General features: G+C 59.3%; 26 protein-coding genes. 21 read left to right on the plus strand and 5 right to left on the minus strand.

The window, feature by feature from the left end; all coding sequences use genetic code 11:
• Window positions 1-26: 26 nt before the first annotated feature.
• The 3 genes from EOS_RS34715 to EOS_RS34725 all read right to left on the minus strand — a co-directional run bounded on the left by EOS_RS34715 (window position 27) and on the right by EOS_RS34725 (window position 2,268).
• Window positions 27-668, minus strand: coding sequence for a DUF1109 domain-containing protein (locus tag EOS_RS34715; RefSeq protein WP_047896740.1), 642 nt, complete (start codon window positions 666-668; stop codon window positions 27-29).
• Entirely contained in the window at window positions 665-1,237 is a 573-nt protein-coding gene (locus tag EOS_RS34720; RefSeq protein WP_047896741.1) for a sigma-70 family RNA polymerase sigma factor, read from the minus strand. Before EOS_RS34720 ends, EOS_RS34715 begins: the two co-directional genes overlap by 4 nt.
• 326 nt (window positions 1,238-1,563) lie before the next feature.
• On the minus strand, window positions 1,564-2,268 hold the full coding sequence (locus EOS_RS34725; protein WP_047896742.1) for a glutathione S-transferase family protein: 705 nt from the start codon (window positions 2,266-2,268) through the stop codon (window positions 1,564-1,566).
• 209 nt (window positions 2,269-2,477) lie between these two features.
• Here EOS_RS34725 and EOS_RS34730 point away from each other — a divergent pair, with 209 nt between their 5' ends.
• The 21 genes from EOS_RS34730 to EOS_RS34830 all read left to right on the plus strand — a co-directional run bounded on the left by EOS_RS34730 (window position 2,478) and on the right by EOS_RS34830 (window position 21,450).
• A complete protein-coding gene (locus tag EOS_RS34730; protein ID WP_047896781.1) occupies window positions 2,478-3,077 on the plus strand; it encodes a TetR/AcrR family transcriptional regulator in 600 nt (199 codons plus the stop codon).
• Window positions 3,078-3,403: 326 nt separating this feature from the next.
• Entirely contained in the window at window positions 3,404-4,030 is a 627-nt protein-coding gene (locus EOS_RS34735) for a cytochrome b/b6 domain-containing protein (RefSeq protein WP_047896743.1), read from the plus strand.
• Between the two features lie 37 nt (window positions 4,031-4,067).
• Complete coding sequence (locus EOS_RS34740; protein WP_047896744.1) at window positions 4,068-4,844, plus strand: molybdopterin-dependent oxidoreductase; 777 nt, start codon at window positions 4,068-4,070, stop codon at window positions 4,842-4,844.
• An 88-nt stretch (window positions 4,845-4,932) separates the two neighbouring features.
• A complete protein-coding gene (locus tag EOS_RS34745) occupies window positions 4,933-5,166 on the plus strand; it encodes a pentapeptide MXKDX repeat protein (protein WP_047896745.1) in 234 nt (77 codons plus the stop codon).
• 548 nt (window positions 5,167-5,714) lie between these two features.
• Entirely contained in the window at window positions 5,715-6,278 is a 564-nt protein-coding gene (gene ddpX / locus EOS_RS34750; RefSeq protein ID WP_047896746.1) for a D-alanyl-D-alanine dipeptidase, read from the plus strand.
• A 51-nt stretch (window positions 6,279-6,329) separates the two neighbouring features.
• The gene (locus EOS_RS34755) at window positions 6,330-7,943 is read left to right on the plus strand and encodes an ABC transporter substrate-binding protein (protein ID WP_047896747.1); all 1,614 of its coding nucleotides are present in this window, start codon (window positions 6,330-6,332) and stop codon (window positions 7,941-7,943) included.
• Between the two features lie 32 nt (window positions 7,944-7,975).
• Complete coding sequence (locus EOS_RS34760; protein ID WP_407639207.1) at window positions 7,976-9,016, plus strand: ABC transporter permease; 1,041 nt, start codon at window positions 7,976-7,978, stop codon at window positions 9,014-9,016.
• Window positions 9,017-9,067: 51 nt separating this feature from the next.
• Window positions 9,068-9,982 carry an ABC transporter permease gene (locus EOS_RS34765; protein WP_047896749.1) on the plus strand — a complete coding sequence of 305 codons (915 nt, stop codon included), beginning with the start codon at window positions 9,068-9,070 and terminating at the stop codon, window positions 9,980-9,982.
• 1 nt (window position 9,983) lies between these two features.
• Window positions 9,984-10,844, plus strand: coding sequence for an ABC transporter ATP-binding protein (locus EOS_RS34770; protein WP_047896750.1), 861 nt, complete (start codon window positions 9,984-9,986; stop codon window positions 10,842-10,844).
• Window positions 10,841-11,605, plus strand: coding sequence for an ABC transporter ATP-binding protein (locus EOS_RS34775; RefSeq protein ID WP_047896751.1), 765 nt, complete (start codon window positions 10,841-10,843; stop codon window positions 11,603-11,605). Before EOS_RS34770 ends, EOS_RS34775 begins: the two co-directional genes overlap by 4 nt.
• A 260-nt stretch (window positions 11,606-11,865) precedes the next feature.
• Window positions 11,866-12,288 (plus strand): DnaJ family domain-containing protein, encoded by a 423-nt coding sequence (locus EOS_RS34780; protein WP_047896752.1) that lies wholly within the window; start codon window positions 11,866-11,868, stop codon window positions 12,286-12,288.
• Entirely contained in the window at window positions 12,285-12,854 is a 570-nt protein-coding gene (gene tadA / locus EOS_RS34785; protein ID WP_047896753.1) for a tRNA adenosine(34) deaminase TadA, read from the plus strand. The genes EOS_RS34780 and tadA overlap by 4 nt, the downstream gene beginning before the upstream one ends.
• Window positions 12,851-13,777, plus strand: coding sequence for a muramoyltetrapeptide carboxypeptidase (ldcA, locus tag EOS_RS34790; protein ID WP_047896754.1), 927 nt, complete (start codon window positions 12,851-12,853; stop codon window positions 13,775-13,777). Before tadA ends, ldcA begins: the two co-directional genes overlap by 4 nt.
• A gap of 281 nt (window positions 13,778-14,058) precedes the next feature.
• Window positions 14,059-14,817, plus strand: a complete 759-nt coding sequence (locus EOS_RS34795; RefSeq protein ID WP_082163629.1) for a GntR family transcriptional regulator — start codon at window positions 14,059-14,061, stop codon at window positions 14,815-14,817.
• A 306-nt stretch (window positions 14,818-15,123) separates the two neighbouring features.
• Entirely contained in the window at window positions 15,124-16,626 is a 1,503-nt protein-coding gene (locus EOS_RS34800; RefSeq protein WP_047896755.1) for an NCS1 family nucleobase:cation symporter-1, read from the plus strand.
• A gap of 131 nt (window positions 16,627-16,757) precedes the next feature.
• A complete protein-coding gene (locus EOS_RS34805) occupies window positions 16,758-17,501 on the plus strand; it encodes an aspartate/glutamate racemase family protein (protein WP_047896756.1) in 744 nt (247 codons plus the stop codon).
• Window positions 17,502-17,645: 144 nt separating this feature from the next.
• On the plus strand, window positions 17,646-18,593 hold the full coding sequence (puuE, locus tag EOS_RS34810; RefSeq protein ID WP_047896757.1) for an allantoinase PuuE: 948 nt from the start codon (window positions 17,646-17,648) through the stop codon (window positions 18,591-18,593).
• A complete protein-coding gene (uraD, locus tag EOS_RS34815; protein WP_047896758.1) occupies window positions 18,593-19,114 on the plus strand; it encodes a 2-oxo-4-hydroxy-4-carboxy-5-ureidoimidazoline decarboxylase in 522 nt (173 codons plus the stop codon). The genes puuE and uraD overlap by 1 nt, the downstream gene beginning before the upstream one ends.
• A 39-nt stretch (window positions 19,115-19,153) precedes the next feature.
• Window positions 19,154-20,164, plus strand: coding sequence for an allantoicase (alc, locus tag EOS_RS34820; RefSeq protein WP_047896759.1), 1,011 nt, complete (start codon window positions 19,154-19,156; stop codon window positions 20,162-20,164).
• A 13-nt stretch (window positions 20,165-20,177) separates the two neighbouring features.
• On the plus strand, window positions 20,178-20,702 hold the full coding sequence (locus tag EOS_RS34825; RefSeq protein WP_047896760.1) for an ureidoglycolate lyase: 525 nt from the start codon (window positions 20,178-20,180) through the stop codon (window positions 20,700-20,702).
• A 316-nt stretch (window positions 20,703-21,018) separates the two neighbouring features.
• Window positions 21,019-21,450, plus strand: a complete 432-nt coding sequence (locus EOS_RS34830; protein ID WP_326972967.1) for a DUF1214 domain-containing protein — start codon at window positions 21,019-21,021, stop codon at window positions 21,448-21,450.
• A gap of 142 nt (window positions 21,451-21,592) precedes the next feature.
• Here the strand turns inward: EOS_RS34830 and EOS_RS34835 are convergent, their stop codons facing one another.
• On the minus strand, window positions 21,593-22,780 hold the full coding sequence (locus EOS_RS34835) for a urate hydroxylase PuuD (RefSeq protein WP_047896761.1): 1,188 nt from the start codon (window positions 22,778-22,780) through the stop codon (window positions 21,593-21,595).
• 93 nt (window positions 22,781-22,873) lie between these two features.
• Window positions 22,874-23,227: a hydroxyisourate hydrolase gene (gene uraH, locus EOS_RS34840; RefSeq protein WP_047896762.1), complete on the minus strand. Its 354-nt coding sequence runs from the start codon at window positions 23,225-23,227 to the stop codon at window positions 22,874-22,876.
• Between the last annotated feature and the right edge of the window lie 361 nt (window positions 23,228-23,588).

Raw genomic sequence — 23,588 nt, forward strand, 5'->3', positions numbered from 1 at the left:
GTGATAATTTTTATGATTTGGTCCGCCTACCAGCGCAGGAATCGCGGTCCGAGCAACGCGCCGATGAGCGTGGCAAGCGTCATCCCGAGCATGTACCAGACGGCCCAGAACGCGACGCTCATCTCCGGGCAATGGAAGCAATAGGCCATCGTCGCGATGGTCCCCGCGAGCATGCCGCCTGCTGCACCGGCGAGCCGTAGCCGGGTGGGTGCGAGTCCACGAATTGCCCAGAACACGGCGACAAACGCGGGCACTGACAGCAACAGGATATTGAACGGGCAGGTACGCCACGTGTAGCCCATGACGAGCGGAATGCGTGCATCGGGGGAGGCGAGACACAAGACGGCTACCGCCGCGCTCCACACTACGAGGACGGGCACCGCGGGCAGCGCCCAGAACTTGCCGATGGTCGTCCCGGGCCGCGACAACCTCGCCGCCAGGAACAATGCGGTCGCGGCGAGCGTTGTCGGGAACGCGAACTTGGCCCAGAAGATGGGCGTGCGCGACACCACGGCGATGTCCGGCCGCACGCCGAAAATCACTGCCATCAGCACGAGCGCGCCCAGCCCGCCTAGTGCGATTGCACGCACGAAGCGCCGCGCGGGAACGCGGGAGTCGACGGGCGCCACGCCAGTCGATAGAAGCGAAATCAGGTCCTCGGTTTTCATGCGGTGCCTCGAATCTTTGCTGCCAGCGCCTTCAGTCCACGGTGAATGCCCACTTTAACAGCCGACTCCGACATACCCGTCAGTGCCGCGGTTTCGGTCACGGAGAGCCCTTGCAGCTTCACGTGAAGGATCGGCAACCGGTGACGGTCCGGCAACTGTTCGAGCAATTTGCCGACATCGCGTTTTGCATCGGTGGGTTCTTCATCCGAGGTCGCGAAAATCTCGAGCGTGTCGTCCAGCGGATCGTTCAATGCTTCACGCCGCGCTCTCGCGCGGAAAAAATCCATCAGTTTATATCGCGCGATTGCATGCACCCAGGCAGTCAGCGGCTCGTCGGGACGATAGGTGTGGCGGCTGTTATGCACGGCCAGCAGGATTTCCTGCACGACATCTTCGATATCGTCCTGCAGGTAATAAATGCGCTTTCGCAGGAAACCGCGCAGGTGTCCGGTCAAGTCGTCGAGGAACGCCCGATAGGCGACGGCGTCGCCATTCAGGCCGCGTATGAACAACGCCCTCAGCCGTTCTTCGACGCCAGGCACAGAACCACTTTGTATTATTCGCTTCATCGCGGAATCGGGTTACAGCGCGCTTCAAATAAATTGCGACGGGCGTGTCGATTGATCTCGACGTTCCCAGCGCCGGGGACGAATACGGTTCGTGGCGGCAATACTACTGCAGGTATTTCACGATGTGAGCAACGCCGGGTCATGCAGCGCGTGGCTCGTCGCTCCAGATTCTGGGCCGGAGATTACCGCGATTTTAATGTTGGGATCGGTTTTAGCTGCAGTATGGACGATCGCGTTAGCGCGGCCAAAGCCGCGCTAACGTAAGCCGCAGAACCGGCGGCCTGCTGCTGTCGATCGTTTTGGGTCGAAATAGCCGCCTGGCGCGCTTAAAGCGTGGTCTCGGCATAATTCGATGGGAACAGTGCCCGCCGTGCCGCTTCGTCCATCTCTCGCTTGAACGTAAAGTCGCGGCCCACCGCGCGCGCTCGTGCAACGGCCGGTCGTGCACTGATTGCATCGAAGAAACGGCGCAGATTCGGGAATGCGGCAAGCGGCTCCTCGGTGGCCAATACCCGCGGCGCGCGTTCGAGCCATCCCCAGGCGGACATATCGACAATCGAATAATCGCTTCCCACGATGTATTCGCGCTTCGACAAGTGCTCGTCAAGCACGCGATAGTGCCGCTCGATCTCCCGCCGATACCGATTGATCGCGTAGGGGATTTTCTCCGGTGCGGCATGCTGGAAGTGCACCGCCTGACCCGAAAAGGGACCGAGTCCCGAGCTGATAAAGAACAGCCACGACAACAACTCGGGCCGCTCCGCGGGCGTGCCGGCAAAGCGCTGCGTTTTGTCGGCGAGGTACAGCAGGATGGCGCTGGAATCGAACACCCGTGCTTCGGTTCCACCGGGGCCGTCGGTATCGACGATCGCGGGCACCTTGCCGTTCGGGTTAATGCTCCTGAATGCAGGCAGATGTTGCTCGCCCTTGCTGGTATCGACGGGACACACTTCGTATTCCAGTCCGCTCTCTTCGAGAAAGAGCGCGACCTTGGCGGGATTCGGCGTTGGGTGAAAGTAGAAACGGATCATGTCGTCCTTGAGTGATGAGTTTGATAAGGCCGTTTTTCAGCGCCGCTAGTTGGCGAGTCAGGTTCGCAATAAATTTGTAAGACTCGCGCGGAGACAAAGTATTTATCGCCTGATTAGCGCTGCCGTTTGCATTTTAGATCGATCGATTTAGAATATCTTAACGAAACCCGAATGGCAATATCGCCTCGGTCATGGGAGTGAAGGACCGCATGCCACGGCCAAGAGAGTTCGACGAAGCCGCAGTGCTCGACGCTGCGGTCCTGTGTTTCTGGAACCATGGGTACGAAGCCACATCGGTTCGTGAACTGGCGGACAGTATGGGCATCACGGGGGCGAGCCTCTACAACGCATTCGGCGACAAGCGGGCGTTATTTGGAAAGGCGCTGGCTCACTATGTATCGAGAAGCGTCGACGGTCGTATCCGGCGTTGCGAAGGTGAGCTGTCACCGCTTCAATCGATCAAGGCGTTCTTCGATGAGATCGTGCACCGGTCGCTTACCGACCAGGATCGCAAGGGCTGCATGCTGGTCAATTCGGCAATGGAAGTGGCACCTCACGATCCCGAGTTCCAGCAGGTCGTGGCCGGTGTGCTGGTGAAGCTCGAAGCCTATTTCCGCCGCTGCGTGGCGGCGGGTCAGCAATCCGGCGAGATTTCGACCGTGCAACCGGCTGAAGATTTCGCGCGGCTGCTGCTGGCGGTCTTACTCGGCATTCGCGTACTGGCGCGCTCGCGGCCGGAACCCGCGTTGCTGGAGGGACTCCTGCGTCCCGTGCTCGTATTGCTCGATGACCGGTCCTTTGCCGGATAACAGAGCGGCCGCCCTGGCATAGCTCTTCATCGCTTGGTCGACCCTTCCTTTGGGTCGCGCTCGCTGCGACTGGTTGTCGGCGACAAAAAATATTCCGCTGTAACCCGTCGGCCTTCCTCGACGAACTAACTCACATACGCGCACTGCATGACCGCTTTCGCGCCAACAAAAAATTTCGTTCGACGATGTAACCCGCCAGATAAATCCGACGAATTACCTGACAACTCACAACGAACAACTCTCTCTTGAAGACTTCATGCAGACGGTGAAGGACCGGTTCAAAAGAGATCGTCGCGAAAGACGAAAGCACGTCATTGGAGGCTCAGATGAACGCAACACATGATGCGGGCGGTGTGAGCAGTCCCGTGCGGACGATCCAGCCCGCATGGGTACGCATTTCGCATTGGCTGAACGCACTCGCGGCAATCCTGATGATGTTGTCGGGATGGCGGATCTACGACGCGTCGCCGGTATTCAAGGGTTTCGTGATTCCGACGGGCATCACGCTTGGAGGATGGCTGGGTGGTGCGTTGCAATGGCACTTCGCTGCGATGTGGCTGCTGTTCTTCAACGGCATTTTCTATCTCGCGATGAACGTTGTCACGGGCCGCATCAAGCGCAAGTTTTTTCCGCTATCGCCGCGAGCAATCCTGCATGACCTGGGCGAAGCGCTTAAGGGACATTTATCGCATGCCGATCCGAGCAAATACAACGCCGTGCAGAAGTTTGCGTATTTGTTCGTGATGCTCGATATCACCGTGCTCATCTTGTCCGGCCTCGCAATCTGGAAGTCGGTGCAGTTTCCGCTGCTGCGCGAACTGATGGGCGGTTATGACTTTGCGCGCGTTGTGCACTTCTCGGCCATGTCGTTGCTAGCGGCGTTCATTGTCGTGCATCTGGTGATGGTGTCGCTGGTGCCGCGCTCGTTGTTCACGATGATTCGCGGCCGCTGAGTCGACCGATAACTTAAGGACTCGAGGAGTCTCGATCATGAAACCCGTGAAGCCAAACCGCGTGAGCGTAGACCGCGAGTCGCTGATCATCGACGTTCGCCGTGAACTGGACATGCCGTCCCGCCGCCTGTTCGGCAAGCGCATTGTCACGCTCGGTGGCCTCGCGATGCTGACCGGTTGCAGTCTCTCCGACGATAAATCAGTCGAGACCTTCCTGACCCGCGTCTCGCGCCTGAACGATACCGTGCAAGGCTGGCTCTTCGATCCGAACCGTCTGGCGCCGACCTATACCGAAGCGCAGATCACCCGGCCATTTCCGTTCAATGCGTTCTACGGTATCGACGACGTTCCCATAGTCGATGGCTCCGACTTCCGCCTGAAAGTAAGCGGGCTGGTGCGGAACACAAAAACGTGGAGTTTGCCGGAGCTATATGCGTTGCCGAAAGCCGAGCAGATCACGCGGCACATCTGTGTGGAAGGATGGAGCGCGATCGGACGCTGGGGCGGCACGCCATTCTCGGAGTTCCTGAAGCGGGTGGGGGCGGATACATCGGCGAAATATGTCGGCTTCAGATGCGCTGACGACTACTACGAAAGCATCGACATGCCCACCGCCTTGCATTCGCAGACGCTGCTGACGTTCACCTTCGATGGCCAGCAATTACCGCCCAAGTACGGTTATCCGATAAAACTAAGGATGCCTACCAAACTGGGCTACAAGAATCCGAAACACATCATGGAGATTTTTGTCACCAACAAATTCCCTGGCGGCTATTGGGTCGATCAGGGCTACAACTGGTTCGGAGGTTCCTGACGTCACGAAAAATCCAGAAGCTCGCGGCGTCAGGTACTTCGATTCACCCCGGCACGACCGGATACTTTTACTCCAAGAAGAGGTTGATATGAAACTGTTCATCACTGCAGCACTCGCAGCAACGCTGGCCCTGGGTGGTTCAATGGCATACGCTCAGGCTAGCGATGCGATGGCCCACGATTCGATGGCCAAGGACACCATGTCCAAGGATGCCATGTCGAAAGATTCGATGTCGAAGGACGCGATGTCGAAAGACGCGATGAAGAAGGGCGACAAGATGAAGAAGATGGACCATCCGGCTTCCGGCGCGATGGCGCAGTAATTTGTCCATGCTTCGAAAGCGGTTCGACGGGTGTGCATCGAACCGCTTTCGATTGCTGCCGGTTCTTGTCCGGTAGCGCCTCGCTGCTCTTGTGAGAGAGTGCGATCCGGGCGATGTCTCGATTTCCTTCTCACACCCTTCGATGTTCCCCGCATCGGCGTGACGGTCAGTTTTAGCCCGATCGAAACGCTGTCCATCCCCGCTCGGTTTGCCAGAAGGCCGCTCCCCCAAGTGCAACCATCCTGGCAGTCTGCCGTGCCGAAGGTACCTTCGCGATCCTCCTTTCGAACCAGAACGTCCGATTTTTGGCGAGGTTTAATTGAGGTTGAGTGATCGCTGGCTGGGCCTGAGATTCCCACCGGCACGACCACCGGCGGAGAGTCAGGCACGTTGGCTCCGACTTGAGCACGCCCCCTCCAACGCCCTGCGCGAATATGACCTTTATCCACAGAGTGCGGCATGTCCGCCACATTCACCCCCAAACTCCTCGTTTTGATAAACAATAACGGCACCGCACGAACCCGTGAGCTTTGAAACCAACGCCGCCGATGCCCGATCACCGTCTGCTGAGAATCACTCCTGAAACGCACCGTGTCGCGATCGACCTGGTCTACGCGACCGATCGCAACCTGACAGGTAAGCCGATCTACAAGACGGCACATTGTCTGCTCCTGGCCCCCGCCGAAGCCGCCCTGAAGAAAGCTGTCGAGCTGGCGGCCAACATTGGCGTGACGCTGAAGATATTCGACGCCTACCGTCCGCCGCAAGCCCAGCAGGTACTGTGGGACTTTCTTCCCGACCCGACCTACATTGCTGACTTGAAGCGCGGCTCGAACCATAGCCGTGGTACGGCGATCGACCTGACACTGGTCGATGCACACGGCCACGACCTGGATATGGGCACCGGTTTCGACGAGATGTCGATCGCCTCGGAACACTTCCATCCGGGTCTGCCGGAGCATGTCCAGCGCAACCGGACACTGTTGCTTGGCGTGATGCATGGCGCAGGGTTCACTCATATTCCCAGCGAGTGGTGGCATTACGAATTGCCCGGCTCGCGCACACTCGAATTGATCGATAACGCCGACAGCGGCCCGTTGCGCCTCATGTAGCCGCTGGTGCGCGCAGAATATCTAACAATCACTATCCCTCACGGAGCGAGTATGAATAGGGTATTCAACGGGGTATTGCGCAACGCGCTGGCAGTCATTGCCGCAGTGTCGGTTCTGATGCTCGCCGGCACGCGAATCGCGGAAGCGGCCACGCCGAAGGATATGCTGGTGATGGCGACCTTGCTCGACGAATTCACCACGCTCGACCCGGGCGAAATCTACGAACTGGTGCCGCAGGAATACGTTGCGAATACCTATGACCGCCTGATTCGCGTCGACCTGAAAGATCCAGCCCGCTTCAACGGCGACGTTGCGCAGTCGTGGGCGGTGAGTGCAGACGGTCTTACGTTCACCTTCAAAATTCGCCCCGAGCTCAAGTTCCACTCGGGTAATCCGCTGACCGCCGACGACGTCGCGTGGTCGATCCAGCGCACAGCGCTGCTCGACAAGGGCGCGGCGGCCGTGCTCGCGGGCATCGGACTGACGAAAGAAAACGCGCTGCAGAACGTTAATAAAATCGATGACAGCACGATCTCTATCACGACCGACCAGAAGTACGCACCCACCTTCGTGCTGAACGTGCTGGGCTCATGGCCGGCTTCCGTGCTCGACAGAAAGCTGCTCGAATCGCATGCGAAAGGTAACGATTTCGGTAACGAGTGGCTGAAGACGAACGAGGCGGGATCGGGTGCGTACAAGCTCGTGAAGTGGACCGCGAATGACAGCATCGTGCTGCAGCGTTTCGATGGTTATCGCATGCCGTTGGCCATGAAACGCATCGTGATGCGGCATGTGCCGGAAGCGTCGAGCCAGCGGTTGATGATCGAAAATGGCGACATCGATGTCGCGCGCGACCTGAGTCCGGACGACCTGGATACGCTGACGAAGAAGGGCACGATTCGCGTGAATTCGGTACCGCAAGCCACGCTGATGTATCTCGGGCTAAACAACAAGAACCCGAATCTCGCGAAGCCCGATGTTCAGGAAGCCATGAAATGGTTGATCGACTACAACGGCATCCAGCACAACATTGTGCGGACCACGTACAAGGTTCACGAGACGTTCCTGCCCGAAGGTTTCCTCGGCGCGCTGAACACGAATCCGTATCACCAGGACGTAGCGAAGGCGAAAGCGCTGCTGGCAAAAGCGGGCGTGCCGAACGGCTTCACGGTGAAGATGGACGTGCGCAACGACTCGCCGTACGGCGAGATCGCGCAGGCGGTGCAGGCGAATCTGGCGCAGGGCGGTATCAAGGTCGAACTGATTTCAAGCGACAACAAACAGACCCTCGGCAAGTATCGGGCGCGTCAGCATGACATCTATATTGGCGAGTGGTCGGCGGATTACATCGACCCGCATAGCAACGCGCAAGGCTTCGCGTGGAATCCGGATAACTCCGACAAATCGAGCTTCAAGATGCTCGCGTGGCGCAATTCGTGGGACATTCCGCAATTGACGAAGGAGACTCAGGCGGCGTTGGAGGAATCGTCGACGGCGAAGCGCGCGCAACGCTATGAAGCGATGCAGAAGGAGTTTCTCGCGAACTCGCCGTTTGTGATCATGTTCCAGAAGGTCTCGCAGGTTGCGGTGCGACCGGGCGTGACGGGTCTGGAAGTCGGGCCGATTTTCGACCTCGTGTCGTACCGTGAGCTGAAGAAACAGTAAGCGTGGCCGCACAACTCACTGCGTTTCAGCGCCTGCAAGGAGTGCTCGCCCGTCACGCCGGTGTGCGCCGGACGTGGCTGCTCGTGCGCTGGCTGCTGATGCTCGCCGTGACGTTCATCGGTCTGCTGGGGGTGACGTTTTTCATCGGACGCAAGATCCCGATCGATCCGTTGCTCGCAATGCTCGGCGAACGTGCGTCGGCGCAGGCGTATGCAGCGGCGCGCGTGGCGCTCGGGCTCGACAAGCCGTTGATCGTGCAATTCATGATCTACGTGCGAGACGTGCTGCATGGCAATCTCGGCATGTCGCTGCTGACGTCGAACCCGGTGATAGACGACATCAAACGCGTCTTTCCGGCGACGCTTGAACTCGCCACGCTGTCTACGTTCATTGGCATCGTGATCGGCGTGCCGCTCGGCGTGGCGGCGGCCGTCCGCCATAACCGCTGGATCGATCACGTCGCGCGATTCATCGGGCTGGCGGGAAGCTCGCTGCCGGTGTTCTGGCTCGCGCTGATGGGTTTGCTGCTGTTCTATGCCAAATTGCATTGGGTATCGGGGCCGGGGCGCATCGACCCGCTGTACGACGGTCTGGTCGATACCCGCACGGGCAGTCTGCTGATCGATTCCATTTTGGCCGGCGAGTGGGACGTGCTCAAGAATGCGATCTCGCATATCGTGTTGCCCGCGGCCATTCTCGCGTTCTATTCCATCGCCTACTTAAGCCGTATGACGCGATCGTTCATGCTTGAGCAATTGAGTCAGGAATACATCGTGACCGCGCGCGCGATGGGCCTGAGCGAACGCCGCGTGATCTGGCGTCACGCATTCGGCAATATCGCCGTGCCGCTCTTGACGGTGATTGCGCTCGCTTATAGCTATCTGCTGGAAGGCTCCGTCCTGACGGAAATTGTGTTCGCGTGGCCGGGCATCGGTTCCTATCTCACGGGCGCGTTGCTCAACGCCGACATGAACGCGGTGCTCGGCAGCACGCTCGTGATCGGCGCCACGTTCATCACGCTCAACCTGCTGACGGATGCGCTGTATCGCGTGTTCGATCCGCGTGCCCGATGACTGCCAAAGGCTCATGACGTGCTTCCCCCCACCGACAATTCCGCTAACGCAATGAAACCCCCGCGCAAAGAGTGGCATGCGTGGCTTCTCACGGACACACCCGCGTCGCGCAGGCAAGCCGCGTTGGGGCTGGCGTACCGGCGTTGGCGCCGGTTCGCCAGCAATCCGCTGAGCGTGTTCGGGCTGGTGATCCTGCTGCTACTGATTGTGTTCGCTGCGATCGGCCCGTTGCTGCCGCTGCAGGATCCCTTGCGACAAGTGCTAAGCGACCGGCTCTTGCCGCCCGGTTCTCCGTCGCACTGGTTCGGCACCGATCAGCTCGGCCGCGACATTCTCGCGCGGCTTGTGATCGGTTCGCGGCTGACGCTGAGTATCGCGATCCTGGTCGTGGTGCTGGTGGTGCCGGTGGGTTTGCTGATCGGCACGACGGCGGGTTTCTGCGGCGGTTTCGTCGATACAGTCCTGATGCGTCTCACCGATATCGCGCTCGCGTTCCCGAAGATCGTGCTGGCGCTCGCGTTCGCCGCGGCGCTCGGGCCGGGCGTGATCAATGCGGTGATCGCGATCTCCATCACCGCGTGGCCGCCGTATGCACGGCTCGCACGCGCCGAGACGCTGAGGCTGGTGCAGGCTGATTTCATCCATGTGGCGCGCTTGCAGGGGGCATCGTCGATGCGGATCTTGCTGCGTTATATCGTCCCGATGTGTTCGTCGTCGGTGATTGTGCGCGCGACGCTCGACATGGCCGGCATCATCCTGACGGTTGCGGGGCTTGGTTTTCTCGGGCTCGGCGCACAACCACCGAGTCCTGAGTGGGGTTTCATGGTGGCGTCGGGGCGCGGTGTGCTGCTCGACGCGTGGTGGGTCGCGACCATTCCCGGCATCGCTATTTTGTTGGTGAGCCTTGGGTTCAATCTGCTCGGCGACGGTCTGCGCGATGTCTTCGACCCCCATCAAGGAGGCTGACATGCACGCCGATACCCTCTGCGAGATCGACAACCTTCGCATTGCCTTCGAGGCCCACGACGGTACGCTGACTGAAGCGGTGCGCGGCATATCGCTGACGGTCGCGAGGGGCGAGCGGCTGGGTATTGTCGGCGAATCGGGATCGGGGAAATCGCTGACCGGACGGGCATTGCTCGGGTTGTTGCCGTCGTCGGCGCGCTGGTCCGCCGACGCCATGCGTATCGACAACCACAATCTGCTCGCCATGCGCCCAAAGGAGCGGCGGCGTCTTTGCGGCACGCAGATGAGCATGATCCTGCAGGACCCGAAGTATTCGCTGAACCCGGTGATGACGGTTGCGCAGCAGATGCGCGAAGCGTTTGCGCGGCAGTCGCCCAAGCTGAATGCGAAAGCGATGCGCGAACGCATTGTGGCTGCGCTGGACGCGGTGCATATCCGTGATCCGCAGCGCGTCGCCGATGCCTATCCGCATGAGTTGTCCGGCGGCATGGGCCAGCGCGTGATGATCGCGATGATGGTGTCGTCGGGACCCAAGTTGCTGATCGCCGACGAACCGACCAGCGCGCTCGATGTGCTCGTCTCCATGCAGGTGTTGTCGGTGCTCGACGAGATGATCGCGAAACACAATACGGGATTGATCTTCATCAGCCACGATTTGCCGCTAGTGATGTCGTTCTGCGACCGCGTGTTGGTGATGGTCGGCGGGCGTGTGGTCGAGACCTGCGCGGCGCGTGATCTTGCCCACGCGCGGCATCCATACACGCGCGGTTTGCTGGCCGCGAGCCCGCCATTGCACAATCCGCCGGACGAACTGCCGGTGCTGCAACGCGATCCCGCATGGTTCGGGGAGGTCGCGCCATGATTGAAGCAAACGAGGTACAGGTACGCTTTAAAACGAAAACCGGTTTCGCCGATGCGGTTCGCTCGGCGACGTTTCATGTCGACGAAGGGGAGGTGTTTGGACTCGTCGGCGAATCGGGTTCGGGTAAATCGACAGTGCTTCGCGCGCTGACCGGACTTGTGCCGATTGCAAGCGGGTCGATGCGGATTGGCCGCCATGCGCTTGGCAAACACGTCGATCGCGCGTTCAGGCGCGAAGTGCAGATGGTGTTCCAGGACCCGTACGGGTCTCTGTATCCGCGCTTCACCGTCGACCAGACGCTGCGGGAGCCACTCGCCATCAACGGCATGGATCGCCATGACGACCGCATTCTCGACGCGTTGCGCGAAGTCGGCCTCGGCCCTGCATTCCGGTTCCGGTATGCGCATCAACTCTCGGGCGGGCAGCGCCAGCGGGTATCGATCGCCCGGGCGCTGATCGTCGAGCCGCGTGTGCTGTTGCTTGACGAACCGACGTCCGCGCTCGACGTGTCCGTGCAGGCGGAGATTTTGAACCTGCTGCGGCGGCTGCATCGTGAGCGCAATCTCACGATGATCCTCGTCAGTCACAACATGGCCGTGGTCGGATTTTTATGCCAGCGGGTCGCGGTGATGCGCGATGGCGACATCGTGGAGCAGCTTCCCATCGACGCGGTGCGCGAGCAAAACGTGGCGCACGAATACACCCGAAGTTTGTTGCTTGCGACGGAGGGTTATCAGCGTAAGGCGGTCGATCCTGCTTAGCGCCGTGGTTTTTCCACCTTACGGCATGCTTCTGTTCGGCCCGAACCGCCCTGATAGAATGTGAAATTGGTTAGTTGGCATCCCCGAAGCGCGTTGCGCCGGGATCGCTCTCCCGGCTTCCCACGCAGCCGGCGGCTCACTGAATGTGAATGAAGCCGCGAAGCGCAACCCTGAAAACGTGACAGTCCGGCTCGATCCCGCTGCTCGAAACGTTTCTCAACAAACGTTCGACACGCCGGTCGCCGGCACCTAAAACGCCGATGAAACTGCTAGATGCCCTGGTCGAACAGCGAATTTCGGCCGCTGCCGCGCGCGGTGAGTTCGACAATCTGCCCGGCGCGGGCGAGCCTCTCGAGTTCGACGACGACGCTCTGGTTCCCGAAGAAGTCCGCGTCGCCAACCGCATTATGAAAAATGCCGGCTTTGTGCCGCCTGCCGTCGAACATTTGCGCGCGCTGTGCGATCTGCAAAACGAATTCGGCAGCACGGAAGATCCGGCGACCCGCCGCAAGCTGCAAGCCAAGATGCTGGCGCTCGACATGGCGCTTGAATCGTTGCGCGGCGGCAGCACGGTCATGCCGCTGGAATACCGGCGGCGCATTGCCGAGCGTTTGTCCGAGCGTCTGTCGGAGAACGACAGGAACGCCCAAGCCGACGCGCACGATCAGGCCGCCCGAAAGTGACCCTTACACCCGTAACCGATCTTGCCGCAACGGCCGCCGCCGAACGCGACCGCCGTTTCATGGCGCTCGCGCAGGCCGCAGCCGAGCAAGCGCGCGAGTTGGGCGAAGTGCCGGTCGGCGCGGTTCTGGTGCGTGGCGACGAGGTTATCGCGACTGGCTTCAATCATCCGATCGGCGCGCACGATCCCTCGGCGCACGCCGAAATGGCCGCGTTGCGCGCGGGGTCGGTGGTGCTCGAAAACTACCGGTTGCCGGGCTGCGAGCTCTACGTCACGCTCGAACCCTGCATCATGTGCGCCGGCGCAATCATGCATGCGCGGATTGCCCGCGTGGTGTTTGGCGCGCACGATCCGAAGACGGGCGCGTGCGGGAGTGTTGTCGATGCATTCGCCATCGGCAATCTCAACCACCACACGACCGTCACAGGCGGCGTGCTCGGCGACGAATGCGCGAACGCGCTGCGCAGTTTCTTTGCTGAACGCCGACGCGCCGTGCGGGCGGCACGTGACGCTCGCAACGCCGGACAAACTGACAACTCTACCGATCCACTTTCCATTCGCTCATGACCCACCAGCCGCGTAGCATCGATCTCGTCGCACCCTCCGGTTATCCCGATTCCGAAGCGGTGGAGCGCGCGACGGAACGCCTACGTGCGCAGGGACATCGGCTGGAGAATGTGTCGGCGGCGCACCGTCGTCATCAACGCTTCGGCGGCACCGATGGCGAACGCGCCGCAGACCTCAACCGGCTTGCCGATCCGTCGCGCAGCCTACCTGACATCGTGCTTGCAGTGCGTGGCGGTTACGGCGCCACGCGCATTCTTCACGGCCTCGACTACGAGGGATTGCAACGCCGTTTGCAAGACCGGCCAATCGCGATTGTCGGCCATAGCGACTTCACCGCGATCCAGCTCGCGCTGTACGCCCGCGCCGGCGTCAAGAGCTTTGGCGGCCCGATGCTCACCGCCGATTTCGGTGCGGAAGAACTGAGCGCGTTCACGATGGAGCATTTCTGGAACACGATCACGAAATCGTCGTTCAAGGTGACGAGCCACGTTCCGCAGGTCCAGTCCATCGATGTGACCGGCATGTTGTGGGGCGGCAATCTGGCGATTATCGCGTCGCTGATCGGCACGCAGTACATGCCGCCGGTGGAGGGCGGGATCCTGTTCATTGAAGATGTGAACGAGCATCCGTATCGCGTTGAACGCATGATTTACCAGATGCATCAGTCGGGCATTCTCGCGCGGCAGCAGGCGCTGGTGCTCGGCGAATTCACGGGCGGGAAAGTATCCGAGTACGACAATGGCTATAGCTTCGAGACCATGCTCGAACAAGTCCGGTCGGTGATCCGGATCCCTGTCGTGACGGGACTGAAGTTCGGGCACGTGCCCGATTTGCTGACGCTGCCGTTCGGTGCGACCGCGCATCTTGTTGCCCGGCCGCACGGTTTTGAAATGAAGCTTTCCGACTATCCGCACTTGGCGTAGCAGCGTGTCATACGATTAAAACGGGCGTCCGGAAGGGCGCTTTTTTTTGTACATCGCACCGCTTACGAGCAAACTCGCACGAATAACGTGCATAAGATTGTCAACAAAAATAGTCTCTGATCTTCGCCTTTATTGCTTAATTAATTTGCTGTATCCCTTATTACAAGGGACTTTTAGGAATTGACCTGATCAAATCCATTCTCGAAACGAAAAAAGTTTTCTGAAATTGTTGACAGTTTTTATGTCCGTCATAAGATGTATCACATAGAGCGAACACGACCATGTCCGAAGCGAAACTGAAAGACTTATCGAAAGTGAGCGTCATTGGCACTGCCGCGTCGGTCGCAGCGGCGACGGCGGAATCGATTGCGGCGAATATTCGCGACGCCATTCTCGAACACCGCCTCGCTCCCGGCGCGAAGCTGACAGAAGCACAGTTATGCGAAGTATTTGACGTGAAGCGCGGGACCGTGCGACTGGCGCTGGCGCAACTCGCGAGTGAGCGGCTGGTCGACCTTGAACCGAATCGTGGCGCGTTCGTCGCAAGCCCTTCGGTGCAGGAAGTGCACGAAGTGTTCGAGATGCGGCGAATCATCGAAATGGCGGTCGTCGAGCGGATCTGCAAAGGGCACGGCACGCGTCGGCTCAAGTCGATCAGCGCGACGATCGGACGCGAGCGCAAAGCCTATGAGAGCCGCGATTTTCCTTCATGGATAAGGCTGTCCGGCGAGTTCCATACTGAGCTCGCGCAGCTTACCGGCAACACCGTGTTGTGCGAATGTTTGTCGGGGCTGGTGGCGCGCTCCACGCTGATATCGGCGCTGTACGAGTCGCTTGGCAAGAGCTCGTGCAGCTTTGAAGATCATGAACATATCCTGGCCGCGCTCGATGCCGGCGACGCACCCAGGGCCGCCGAACTGATGGCGCGCCACTTGCAGGAAGTCGAACTGAAGATGCTTGACCGGCCCGCCCGTGGCGCGGTCGATTTGCGTGAAGTCTTTGCAAAGCCGAAGCTAAGTGAGCGCGATAAGAGCGCCTGACTTGCAGTAAAACCGCGCGACCTTTCCCAGGGCGCGACGTAATACCTACATCTGAAAGTCGAATGAAGCTCAAAGCCCGCATTCAATGAATGCGTGGTCTTTCACCATGCTTTTTCCGTGGACGCTCGCGCGTTGTTGCGCGTGCCGAGTGGATGAATTGCGTCCGGACGCGGGTTTGTCTGCGGCTGCCGGACGGTTAGCCAATACCGACAAGAAAGCGCTGCGCGTTGACGACGCGATGGTGCGTATTGCTATACGAAGTCGACTATTCGCGGCTTGATTGCCGAGCTCATTCAAGGAGAAGTCATGGTTCAGTTCAGTGCGACCCCGGGTAGTGCTGCAATACCTTCTTACGGTGACGATTCAGGTAGGAATCCTGAGCATCCGGTTGGATACAGCGACCGGCTTTACAACGACGACCTCGCACCGCTCAAACATCAGACGTGGAGCGCATACAACATCTTCGCGTTCTGGATGTCGGATGTGCATAGCGTGGGCGGTTATGTGTTCGCGGGGAGCTTGTTTGCATTGGGGCTGACGAGCTGGCAAGTGCTGATTTCATTGCTAGTTGGAATTGGCATTGTGAACCTGTTGTGCAATCTGATAGCAAAGCCGAGCCAGCAGGCGGGCGTGCCGTATCCGGTGGCGTGCCGGGTGACCTTTGGCGTGCTGGGTGCGAACCTTCCTGCAGTGATTCGCGGCTTGATCGCCGTGGCATGGTATGGCATCCAGACGTTTCTGGCGTCGAGTGCGCTGGTGATCGTGGTGCTGAAATTTGTGCCGCAATGGTTGCCTTATGCCGACGTCCATAAATATGGCTTTGTCGGGTTATCGGCACTGGGCTGGGCTGGATTCATGTTGCTGTGGGTATTGCAGGCAGTGGTGTTCTGGCGCGGGATGGAGATGATCAAGAAGTTCATCGACTTCGCGGGTCCGGCGGTCTATGTGGTCATGTTCATCCTGGCGGGCTACATGGTGTGGCGTGCGGGCTGGCGTAACATCGGCTTGAATCTGGGTGGCGTGAAATACCACGGCATGGAAGTGGTGCCGGTCATGATCACGGCAATCTCCCTGGTGGTCTCGTACTTCTCCGGGCCGATGCTGAATTTCGGCGACTTCTCGCGTTACTGCCGGAGTTTCAAGAGCGTGAAGCGCGGCAACTTCTGGGGCTTGCCGGTCAACTTCCTGGCGTTCTCGCTGGTGACGGTTGTCACGACGGCGGCGACCTTGCCGGTCTTCGGCCAATTGATCACAGACCCCGTGGAAACGGTAGGGCGTATCGACCAACCGACCGCGGTGATCCTGGGCGCGTTGACCTTCACCATCGCGACGATCGGTATCAACATCGTGGCGAATTTCGTTTCGCCGGCGTTTGATTTCTCGAACGTCGCGCCGCGTCTGATCAGTTGGCGGATGGGCGGCATGATGGCCGCGGTGGCATCGATCTTCATCACCCCGTGGAACCTCTTCAACAACCCTGCAGTGATCCACTACACGCTCGACGTGCTTGGCAGTTTCATTGGTCCGTTGTACGGCGTGCTGATCGTGGACTTCTACCTGATGAAGCGTGGCAAGTTCAAGGTGGAGGAGTTGTACACAACGTCGGAGACGGGTCGTTACTGGTATAGCAACGGTGTGAATTGGCGTGCGGTGGCGGCATTGTTGCCGGCGGCGGCCATTGCAGTAGCATGCGTGATGATTCCTTCGTTGGAGGGCGCGGGCAACTTCTCTTGGTTTATCGGAGCAGGGTTGGGCGCGCTGTTTTACAGGATCATCGCGGACAAAAAATCAGTGTCTAACTTTGCCTGAGGACAGGATCAGGCAGCCATCGCATCTGCGAACCCAAGGGTGCGATGGCTTCCGTTGGCTAGGCACGGTGTAGGGAAGCGCTACGCAATCCGAATCAAACAGCGCTGGCAAGAACCAAAAAGGCAAACCAAATGCGCATCAAGCTGATTAACCCGAACACAACTGAACGCATGACGTTGGCGATGGATCGTTGTGCGCGGGAAGTAGCATCAACAGGAACAGAAATAATCTCGGTAAGCGCGTCGATGGGGCCGCCGTCCATCGAGGGTTACTACGATGAAGCGCTTGCCTCGCTAGCGTTGCTGCAGGAGATAGAAAAGGGCGAGAAAGAGGGCATGGACGGTTACGTCATAGCCTGCTTCGGCGACCCGGCGCTGTACGCGGCAAGAGAGTTATCGAAAGGTCCGGTCATAGGCATAGCCGAAGCCGCTATGCATGCAGCGAGCGTCATAGCACCGAGCTTCACCGTAGTGACGACCTTGAAGCGCACTTGCACGATGTCGTGGCATCTGGCGGAACGCTACGGCATGAAGCGTTTCTGCAAGAACGTTCGCGCAACCGACGTAGCGGTTCTGGACCTGGATATCCCCGGCTCGAAGGCGCGTTCGATCATCATCGATGAGTGTCGCCGTGCCTTGGCGGAAGACGATGCGGAGTCCATCGTCTTGGGCTGTGCGGGCATGGCCGAGTTCTGCCACGAGATCGAGGATGCGATCGGCGCGCCAGTCATAGAGGGCGTGACAACGGCAGTGAAATGGGCGGAAGCGTTGATTGCGCTAAAGCTGCGAACGTCGAAACGCGGCGATTATGCACGCCCCTTAGCGAAGCAATACGACGGCGCGTTAGCGCCCTATAGCCCAGGTAAACCCAAATAAAACCCCCGGACCATACATCTCGCCTGACAGGCAATATCTGCGTATGAATATGGGCGCGGCGATGTGTTTTCGCTAAACTGACCCATCGTCGCGCGGGTCTCTAACCGTGTGCGGCTCCATCGACTTCTACGCACTCATCCAGCCATGTCGAATGAATCGAAGTACCCACGCGACCTGATCGGCTACGGCCGGTATCCCGTGCAGCCAAATTGGCCCGGCGACGCACGCATTGCCGTGCAATTCGTGCTGAATTACGAGGAAGGCGGGGAGAACTGCGTACTTCATGGCGATCCGGCATCGGAACAGTTCCTGTCGGAAATCGTCGGCGCGGCGGCTTATCCGTCGCGTCACATGAGCATGGAATCCATCTACGAATACGGCTCGCGCGCCGGCGTCTGGCGGATCCTTCGCGAATTTGAAAAGCGCGGCTTGCCGCTGACTGTGTTCGGCGTCGGCATGGCGATCGAGCGTCACCCGGATCTCGGTCGTGCATTTGTCGAACTGGGGCATGAGATTGCGTGCCACGGGTATCGGTGGATTCACTATCAGGATATGTCGCCGGAGAAGGAAGCGGAACACATGCGGCTTGGTATGGAGGCTATCGAGCGCGTGACGGGCGTGCGGCCGCTCGGCTGGTACACCGGGCGTGACAGCCCGAATACGCACCGGCTGGTGGCGGAGCATGGCGGCTTTCTGTACGACTCGGATTATTACGGCGACGACCTGCCGTTCTGGATGGACGTGGAGGTCAGCGGTGGCGCGAAGGTGCCGCAACTGATCGTGCCTTATACGCTCGACACCAACGACATGCGTTTTGCCACGCCGCAAGGTTTCAACACGGCGGAGCAATTTTTCACGTACCTGCGCGACGCGTTCGATGTGCTCTACGAAGAGGGCAGCGAAGCGCCGAAGATGTTGTCCATCGGCATGCATTGCCGGTTGCTGGGGCGTCCGGGACGCTTTCGCGCGCTGCAACGTTTCCTCGACCACATCGAGCAATACGATCGCGTGTGGGTGACGCGGCGCGTGGATATCGCGCGGCACTGGCGCGAGCATCATCCATACGAAGGCACGGCTGGAGTGAGCGCGTAATGACCACTGCACGAATGACCCTGGATCAACTCAATGCTCTGAACGCGGATGCGTTTGTTGGGGCTCTTGCCGGTATCTTTGAACATTCGCGATGGGTGGCGGAAGAGGCGGTGTCAAAGAGACCGTTTGCGAATATTGACGCGCTTTACGAGACCATGACGGCCGCCGTGAATAATGCAAGCGACGCGCGGCAACTTGCATTGATCAACGCTCACCCGGAGCTCGCCGGGAAGGCCGCGGTGCGCGGCGAACTCACCGATGAATCCACGCGCGAGCAAAGCGGCGCCGGCCTCGATCTGTGCACGCAGGAAGAGTTCGACAGGTTGCAGGCCCTTAACGCCGCGTACCGCGAGAAGTTCGGTTTTCCCTTCATCCTGGCTGTGCGCGGGTTCGATCGCCACGGCATCATCGCGAACTTTGAGGCGCGCCTGCATCACGGCCGCGACATCGAGTTGCGCGAAAGCCTGCAGCAAATTTACCGGATAGCGCGCTTCAGGCTCGACGATTTGCTGACGGCCTGAACGCCGCGCACCCCCTTCAAAACCTTACAAGGAAACATCATGGCCCTACCGACACTCGATGCCAACGCGCCCGAATTCACGCGCCGTTATGTGAACCTCGCGGACCCCCGGCTTGGTGCGCAGGCGCTCGAAGCCAGCGACGAATTTTTCGCGCCGAAAGAGCGTATGTTGAATCCGGAGCCGGCGGTGTTTATCGTGGGCAAATACGACGATAACGGCAAGTGGATGGACGGCTGGGAAACGCGTCGCAAGCGCGTGAGCGGCTTCGACTGGTGCGTGGTGAAACTGGCGCGGCCGGGTGTGATCAAGGGTATCGACATCGACACGAGCCACTTCACGGGCAACTTTCCGCCGGCCGCGTCCATAGAGGGTGCGCACGTGGTTGACGGTGCGCCGACGCAGGCGACTGAATGGACCGAGGTCGTGCCGTCCATGACGTTGCAGGGGAACACGCATCATTACGTCGACATCGCCCGCGAGCAGGCGTTCACGCATCTGCGCGTGAACATTTACCCGGATGGCGGTATCGCGAGATTGCGCGTCTATGGACAGCCGCAACTTGACTGGAGCAGCGCGAGCCGCAGCGAGTTGTTTGATCTCGCCGCCATGGAAAATGGCGCGTACATCGTTGGTGCGAACAATCAGCATTTCGGACCGGCTTCGACCTTGCTGATGCCGGGACGCGGCGCGAACATGGGCGATGGCTGGGAGACGCGGCGGCGTCGTGAGCCAGGCAATGACTGGTGCATCGTGGCGCTTGCTCAGCCGGGCGTGATCAAGAAGATCGAAGTGGATACCGCGCATTTCAAGGGCAATTATCCTGACCGGTGTTCGTTGCAGGCCGCGTATGTGAAGGGTGGAACGGACAGCTCGCTTGTGACCCAGGCGATGTTCTGGCCGGTGTTGCTTGGCGAGCAGAAGTTGCAGATGGACAAGCAGCATGTGTTCGAGTCGGAGCTGGCTGCGTTGGGTCCTGTCACGCATGTGCGGTTCAACATTTATCCGGACGGCGGCGTATCGCGGTTGCGGTTGTTTGGCACGCTGGTTTGAGACAGGCTTTGCGATGAAAAAGTTGGCGATTGAACCGTTGACGCGCTCAGCGTTCGAGCCGTTCGGCGACGTGATCGAGCTTGAGGGCGCGAAGCAGATTCCGATTAATCTCGGGACGACAATTCGTTTCCACGATCTTGCCCGTATCGATGTAGACGATGAAGGCGGCCGGCCTATCGTGAATCTGTTTCGCGGGCAGCCACGGGTTCTACCCTTTGAAGTGTCGATGCTCGAGCGGCATCCGTTGGGAAGTCAGGCGTTTTTGCCGCTCAACGATCGGCCGTATCTTGTCGTTGTCGCGCCGGCTGGAGAGCTTGATGAATCTGCTATTCGCGGATTCGTTACGCGTGGATGGCAAGGGGTGAATTATGCCAAGGGCGTTTGGCATCACCCGTTGATCGCACTTGGCGAAGTGAGCGATTTTATCGTGGTTGATCGGGGTGGGGAGGGGGCCAACCTTAACGAGGTCCAGCTCGATGAACCGGTGTGGTTAATGGACGAGATGGACGAGAGTTTCTCGCTCGCGTCGGTTGGTTGATGTTTCCGTGATGGCAACGGGGATGCGGTAGCCGGACGAGGGCAGTTCGCCTTGAGTCCGGCGTAACGAACAAGTACTTTCCACCTTTGCCCTTGTCGGGCCGGGAATTGCCAGGTCCTCTGGCGTATCGGAACCAGAAGTCGTTGACGACGCCTCGGTGTTCGTTGTCAGCGACAGCAATCTGGAATCCGCCTCCTCCTGAAAGCACGGTTCTCGCCAATCAATACTGCCGAAAATAGTGGTGCCATTCGCCGCATCGCATTGATTGCACTCCGTTAACGTTTCTGATAAGTGGGACGCGTTTAGCCAAAAGAAGGTGCGCGATGCCCTGTTGATCCTGGCGTCGACAATTCCAGACTTCAAAGGCGCATTCGGCACGAGAGAGGAGGTCGATCCGGTGCGACGCCTGGTTGGAGCAGCGGCAGCCTGGGGAGGTAATCCGGACAAGGATGCAACCTATCTCAACTTCACGCCAGCCAGGAACGACGGAAAAATCATCTACACACTTCGGGCCGGTGACGTGCCCGTCGACGGCTTCTGGTCAGTGAGTGTCTACGACGCCAAAGGCTACTACGAGCCGAACAAGTACGGCGCCTACTCGCTCAACAACAGTACCGCGAAGAAGGGCGCTGACGGTTCTATCAAGATCCAGTCGGCAGTTGCGATGCAAAGACTGTCAACTGCTTGCCGATCACGTTGGGGTGGAATTACATGGCTCGGCTGTATCGTCCTCGGCCCGAGGTGTTGAACGGGAAGTGGCATTTCCCCGAAGCGCAACCTGCTTCGTGAAAGGAAGAAACCGGCTGGCGCCTGCCGGTTCCTGTCTTTAAGTTATGCGCCAATGCGAGCCAGAAAATCGTGCTGCTTTGGCGCTATTCATCTCCTGACGCCTACTTCAAAGCACCACCCTGAAACCACGCGGCAATTTTCTGCCGCTCGCCATCGGTCATCTGGGTGACATTCCCCAGCGGCATCGCCTTCAACACCACAGCCTGCTGATACACCCGCTGCGCATTCAACGAAATAGACTCCGGCGTATCAAGCAAAACCCCGGCCGGAGCCGCGCCCATCATCGTGGGATGCGCCGCATGACAGGTTGCGCACCGCTGCTGCAAAACAGGCGCAATATCGGCGATGTGAACCGCCGGCGTACCCGCCGCCACGGTCGGCACCCCCTTCGGCATGGTCCACGCAAACGCGCCAAACATCAGCAACACGCCAATCACCGGCAAATACCACAACACCTGCCCGCGATGCCGCATCACAAAGAACTGCCGGATCAGCGCGCCGGCCAACATGATGATCAGCAATACAGCCCAGTTATACGGATGCGTATAAGTCATCGCGTAGTGATTCGACAACATCACGAACACCACCGGCAACGTGAAATACGTGTTGTGCACTGAACGCTGCTTGCCACGCTTGCCGTAAATGGCATTGGGCACTTCGCCCTTGAGCATGGCTTCGACCATCTTGCGCTGACCGGGGATGATCACGAAAAACACGTTCGCCGACATGATCGTGGCCAACGTCGCACCCGTAATCAGATAGGCAGCACGCCCCGCGAACACGTGACATGCGAGCCACGCCGCGATGACCACGTAAGCGCCCACGCAGATTCCGAGCAAGCCGTCGCGATTGCCCAGCACCCGGCACAGCGAGTCATACACAATCCAGCCTGCGAGCAAGAATCCCAGCGCCGCTGAAACGGCAACCACAGGCCCCATATCGAGCACGTTCTCATCGATGAGATACGTGCTCGGCGAGAACAGATACAACACCATGAACAGGCCAAAGCCCGACATCCACGTGGTGTACGACGGCCACTTCGACCAGTGCAGGTCGTCGGGCATGTTCGGCGGCGCGACCGTGTACTTCTGCATGTTGTAAAAACCGCCGCCATGCACATGCCACAACTCGCCAAACACGCCGCGCTTGGTCGCAGCCGGATCTTTCGGCGGCTTCAGGCTGTTGTCGAGTGCTACGAAATAGAACGACTCGCCAATCCACGCGATCGCCACCACCACATGCAACCAGCGCAACGCGAGATTCAGCCAGTCGACAATAAAACCTTGCATGAAACGTCTCCACTACGAATTCTGTTATCCACACATCGGACGGACGCCGGATGAAAAAGCGTCAGCCAGATTGACCTGGCGCCAGGAAAAACCTCAGCTGCCGCGATACGTGCTGTAAGCCCAAGGCGAGACTAGCAGGGGCACGTGATAGTGCGACGTCGCATCGGCGATGCCAAAGCGCAACACCACCCGATCCACAAAGCGCGGCTCAGGCAGCGTTACGCCACTGGCTGCAAAGTAATCGCCGGCGTGAAACACCAGTTCGTATTCACCTGTGACGAACGCGTCGTCCTGTAGCAACGGGGTGTCGCAACGGCCGTCGGCGTTCGTGTGCGTGGTGAGGAGCGCGCGCCGGGCATCGCCGGTTAGCACGAAAAGTTCGACCTTGATGCCGGCGCCGGGGCGGCCGTGCGCGGTATCGAGTACGTGGGTAGTGAGCTTGCCCATTCGCGTTGTCCTTATAGTGTGCGAGGAGCGGCTGCGCATCGAACCGTCTGTGTTCTGGCATTCAGCGGCGGATCGAGGCTCCACAAGCGTGGCTACATACCCGTCGGCGTGAGAGGATGCGCGCCGTGTCCAGTATTGTAAAAAGTTGCGGTGACCATAACGCCCGCGATAAGCAAAATAATCTACAGCACATGAGCGCAGGCCATACAAACTGCGAGCAAAACCACCACGTTCGAGCCCTTTTTCATCGCTTCCCGCCGATGCTACGCGAGCCAAAATTCGCGATCATATCGAGTCTGTGAAGACAACTATGGCAGTGTTCGCATTGTCAGGGGCTTTTTGGCTACGGACAGTAGCGTCT

It is taken from the genome of Caballeronia mineralivorans PML1(12), assembly GCF_001028175.1.
GTDB lineage: Bacteria > Pseudomonadota > Gammaproteobacteria > Burkholderiales > Burkholderiaceae > Caballeronia > Caballeronia mineralivorans.

Excerpts from the sequence above, each read along its gene's own strand:
- EOS_RS34715 (WP_047896740.1), bottom strand. The coding sequence starts at position 668 with ATGAAAACCGAGGACCTGATTTCGCTTCTATCGACTGGCGTGGCGCCC.
- EOS_RS34720 (WP_047896741.1), bottom strand. The coding sequence starts at position 1,237 with ATGAAGCGAATAATACAAAGTGGTTCTGTGCCTGGCGTCGAAGAACGG.
- EOS_RS34725 (WP_047896742.1), bottom strand. The coding sequence starts at position 2,268 with ATGATCCGTTTCTACTTTCACCCAACGCCGAATCCCGCCAAGGTCGCG.
- EOS_RS34730 (WP_047896781.1), top strand. The coding sequence starts at position 2,478 with ATGCCACGGCCAAGAGAGTTCGACGAAGCCGCAGTGCTCGACGCTGCG.
- EOS_RS34735 (WP_047896743.1), top strand. The coding sequence starts at position 3,404 with ATGAACGCAACACATGATGCGGGCGGTGTGAGCAGTCCCGTGCGGACG.
- EOS_RS34740 (WP_047896744.1), top strand. The coding sequence starts at position 4,068 with ATGAAACCCGTGAAGCCAAACCGCGTGAGCGTAGACCGCGAGTCGCTG.
- EOS_RS34745 (WP_047896745.1), top strand. The coding sequence starts at position 4,933 with ATGAAACTGTTCATCACTGCAGCACTCGCAGCAACGCTGGCCCTGGGT.
- ddpX (WP_047896746.1), top strand. The coding sequence starts at position 5,715 with ATGCCCGATCACCGTCTGCTGAGAATCACTCCTGAAACGCACCGTGTC.
- EOS_RS34755 (WP_047896747.1), top strand. The coding sequence starts at position 6,330 with ATGAATAGGGTATTCAACGGGGTATTGCGCAACGCGCTGGCAGTCATT.
- EOS_RS34765 (WP_047896749.1), top strand. The coding sequence starts at position 9,068 with ATGAAACCCCCGCGCAAAGAGTGGCATGCGTGGCTTCTCACGGACACA.
- EOS_RS34770 (WP_047896750.1), top strand. The coding sequence starts at position 9,984 with ATGCACGCCGATACCCTCTGCGAGATCGACAACCTTCGCATTGCCTTC.
- EOS_RS34775 (WP_047896751.1), top strand. The coding sequence starts at position 10,841 with ATGATTGAAGCAAACGAGGTACAGGTACGCTTTAAAACGAAAACCGGT.
- EOS_RS34780 (WP_047896752.1), top strand. The coding sequence starts at position 11,866 with ATGAAACTGCTAGATGCCCTGGTCGAACAGCGAATTTCGGCCGCTGCC.
- ldcA (WP_047896754.1), top strand. The coding sequence starts at position 12,851 with ATGACCCACCAGCCGCGTAGCATCGATCTCGTCGCACCCTCCGGTTAT.
- EOS_RS34795 (WP_082163629.1), top strand. The coding sequence starts at position 14,059 with ATGTCCGAAGCGAAACTGAAAGACTTATCGAAAGTGAGCGTCATTGGC.
- EOS_RS34800 (WP_047896755.1), top strand. The coding sequence starts at position 15,124 with ATGGTTCAGTTCAGTGCGACCCCGGGTAGTGCTGCAATACCTTCTTAC.
- EOS_RS34805 (WP_047896756.1), top strand. The coding sequence starts at position 16,758 with ATGCGCATCAAGCTGATTAACCCGAACACAACTGAACGCATGACGTTG.
- puuE (WP_047896757.1), top strand. The coding sequence starts at position 17,646 with ATGTCGAATGAATCGAAGTACCCACGCGACCTGATCGGCTACGGCCGG.
- uraD (WP_047896758.1), top strand. The coding sequence starts at position 18,593 with ATGACCACTGCACGAATGACCCTGGATCAACTCAATGCTCTGAACGCG.
- alc (WP_047896759.1), top strand. The coding sequence starts at position 19,154 with ATGGCCCTACCGACACTCGATGCCAACGCGCCCGAATTCACGCGCCGT.
- EOS_RS34825 (WP_047896760.1), top strand. The coding sequence starts at position 20,178 with ATGAAAAAGTTGGCGATTGAACCGTTGACGCGCTCAGCGTTCGAGCCG.
- EOS_RS34835 (WP_047896761.1), bottom strand. The coding sequence starts at position 22,780 with ATGCAAGGTTTTATTGTCGACTGGCTGAATCTCGCGTTGCGCTGGTTG.
- uraH (WP_047896762.1), bottom strand. The coding sequence starts at position 23,227 with ATGGGCAAGCTCACTACCCACGTACTCGATACCGCGCACGGCCGCCCC.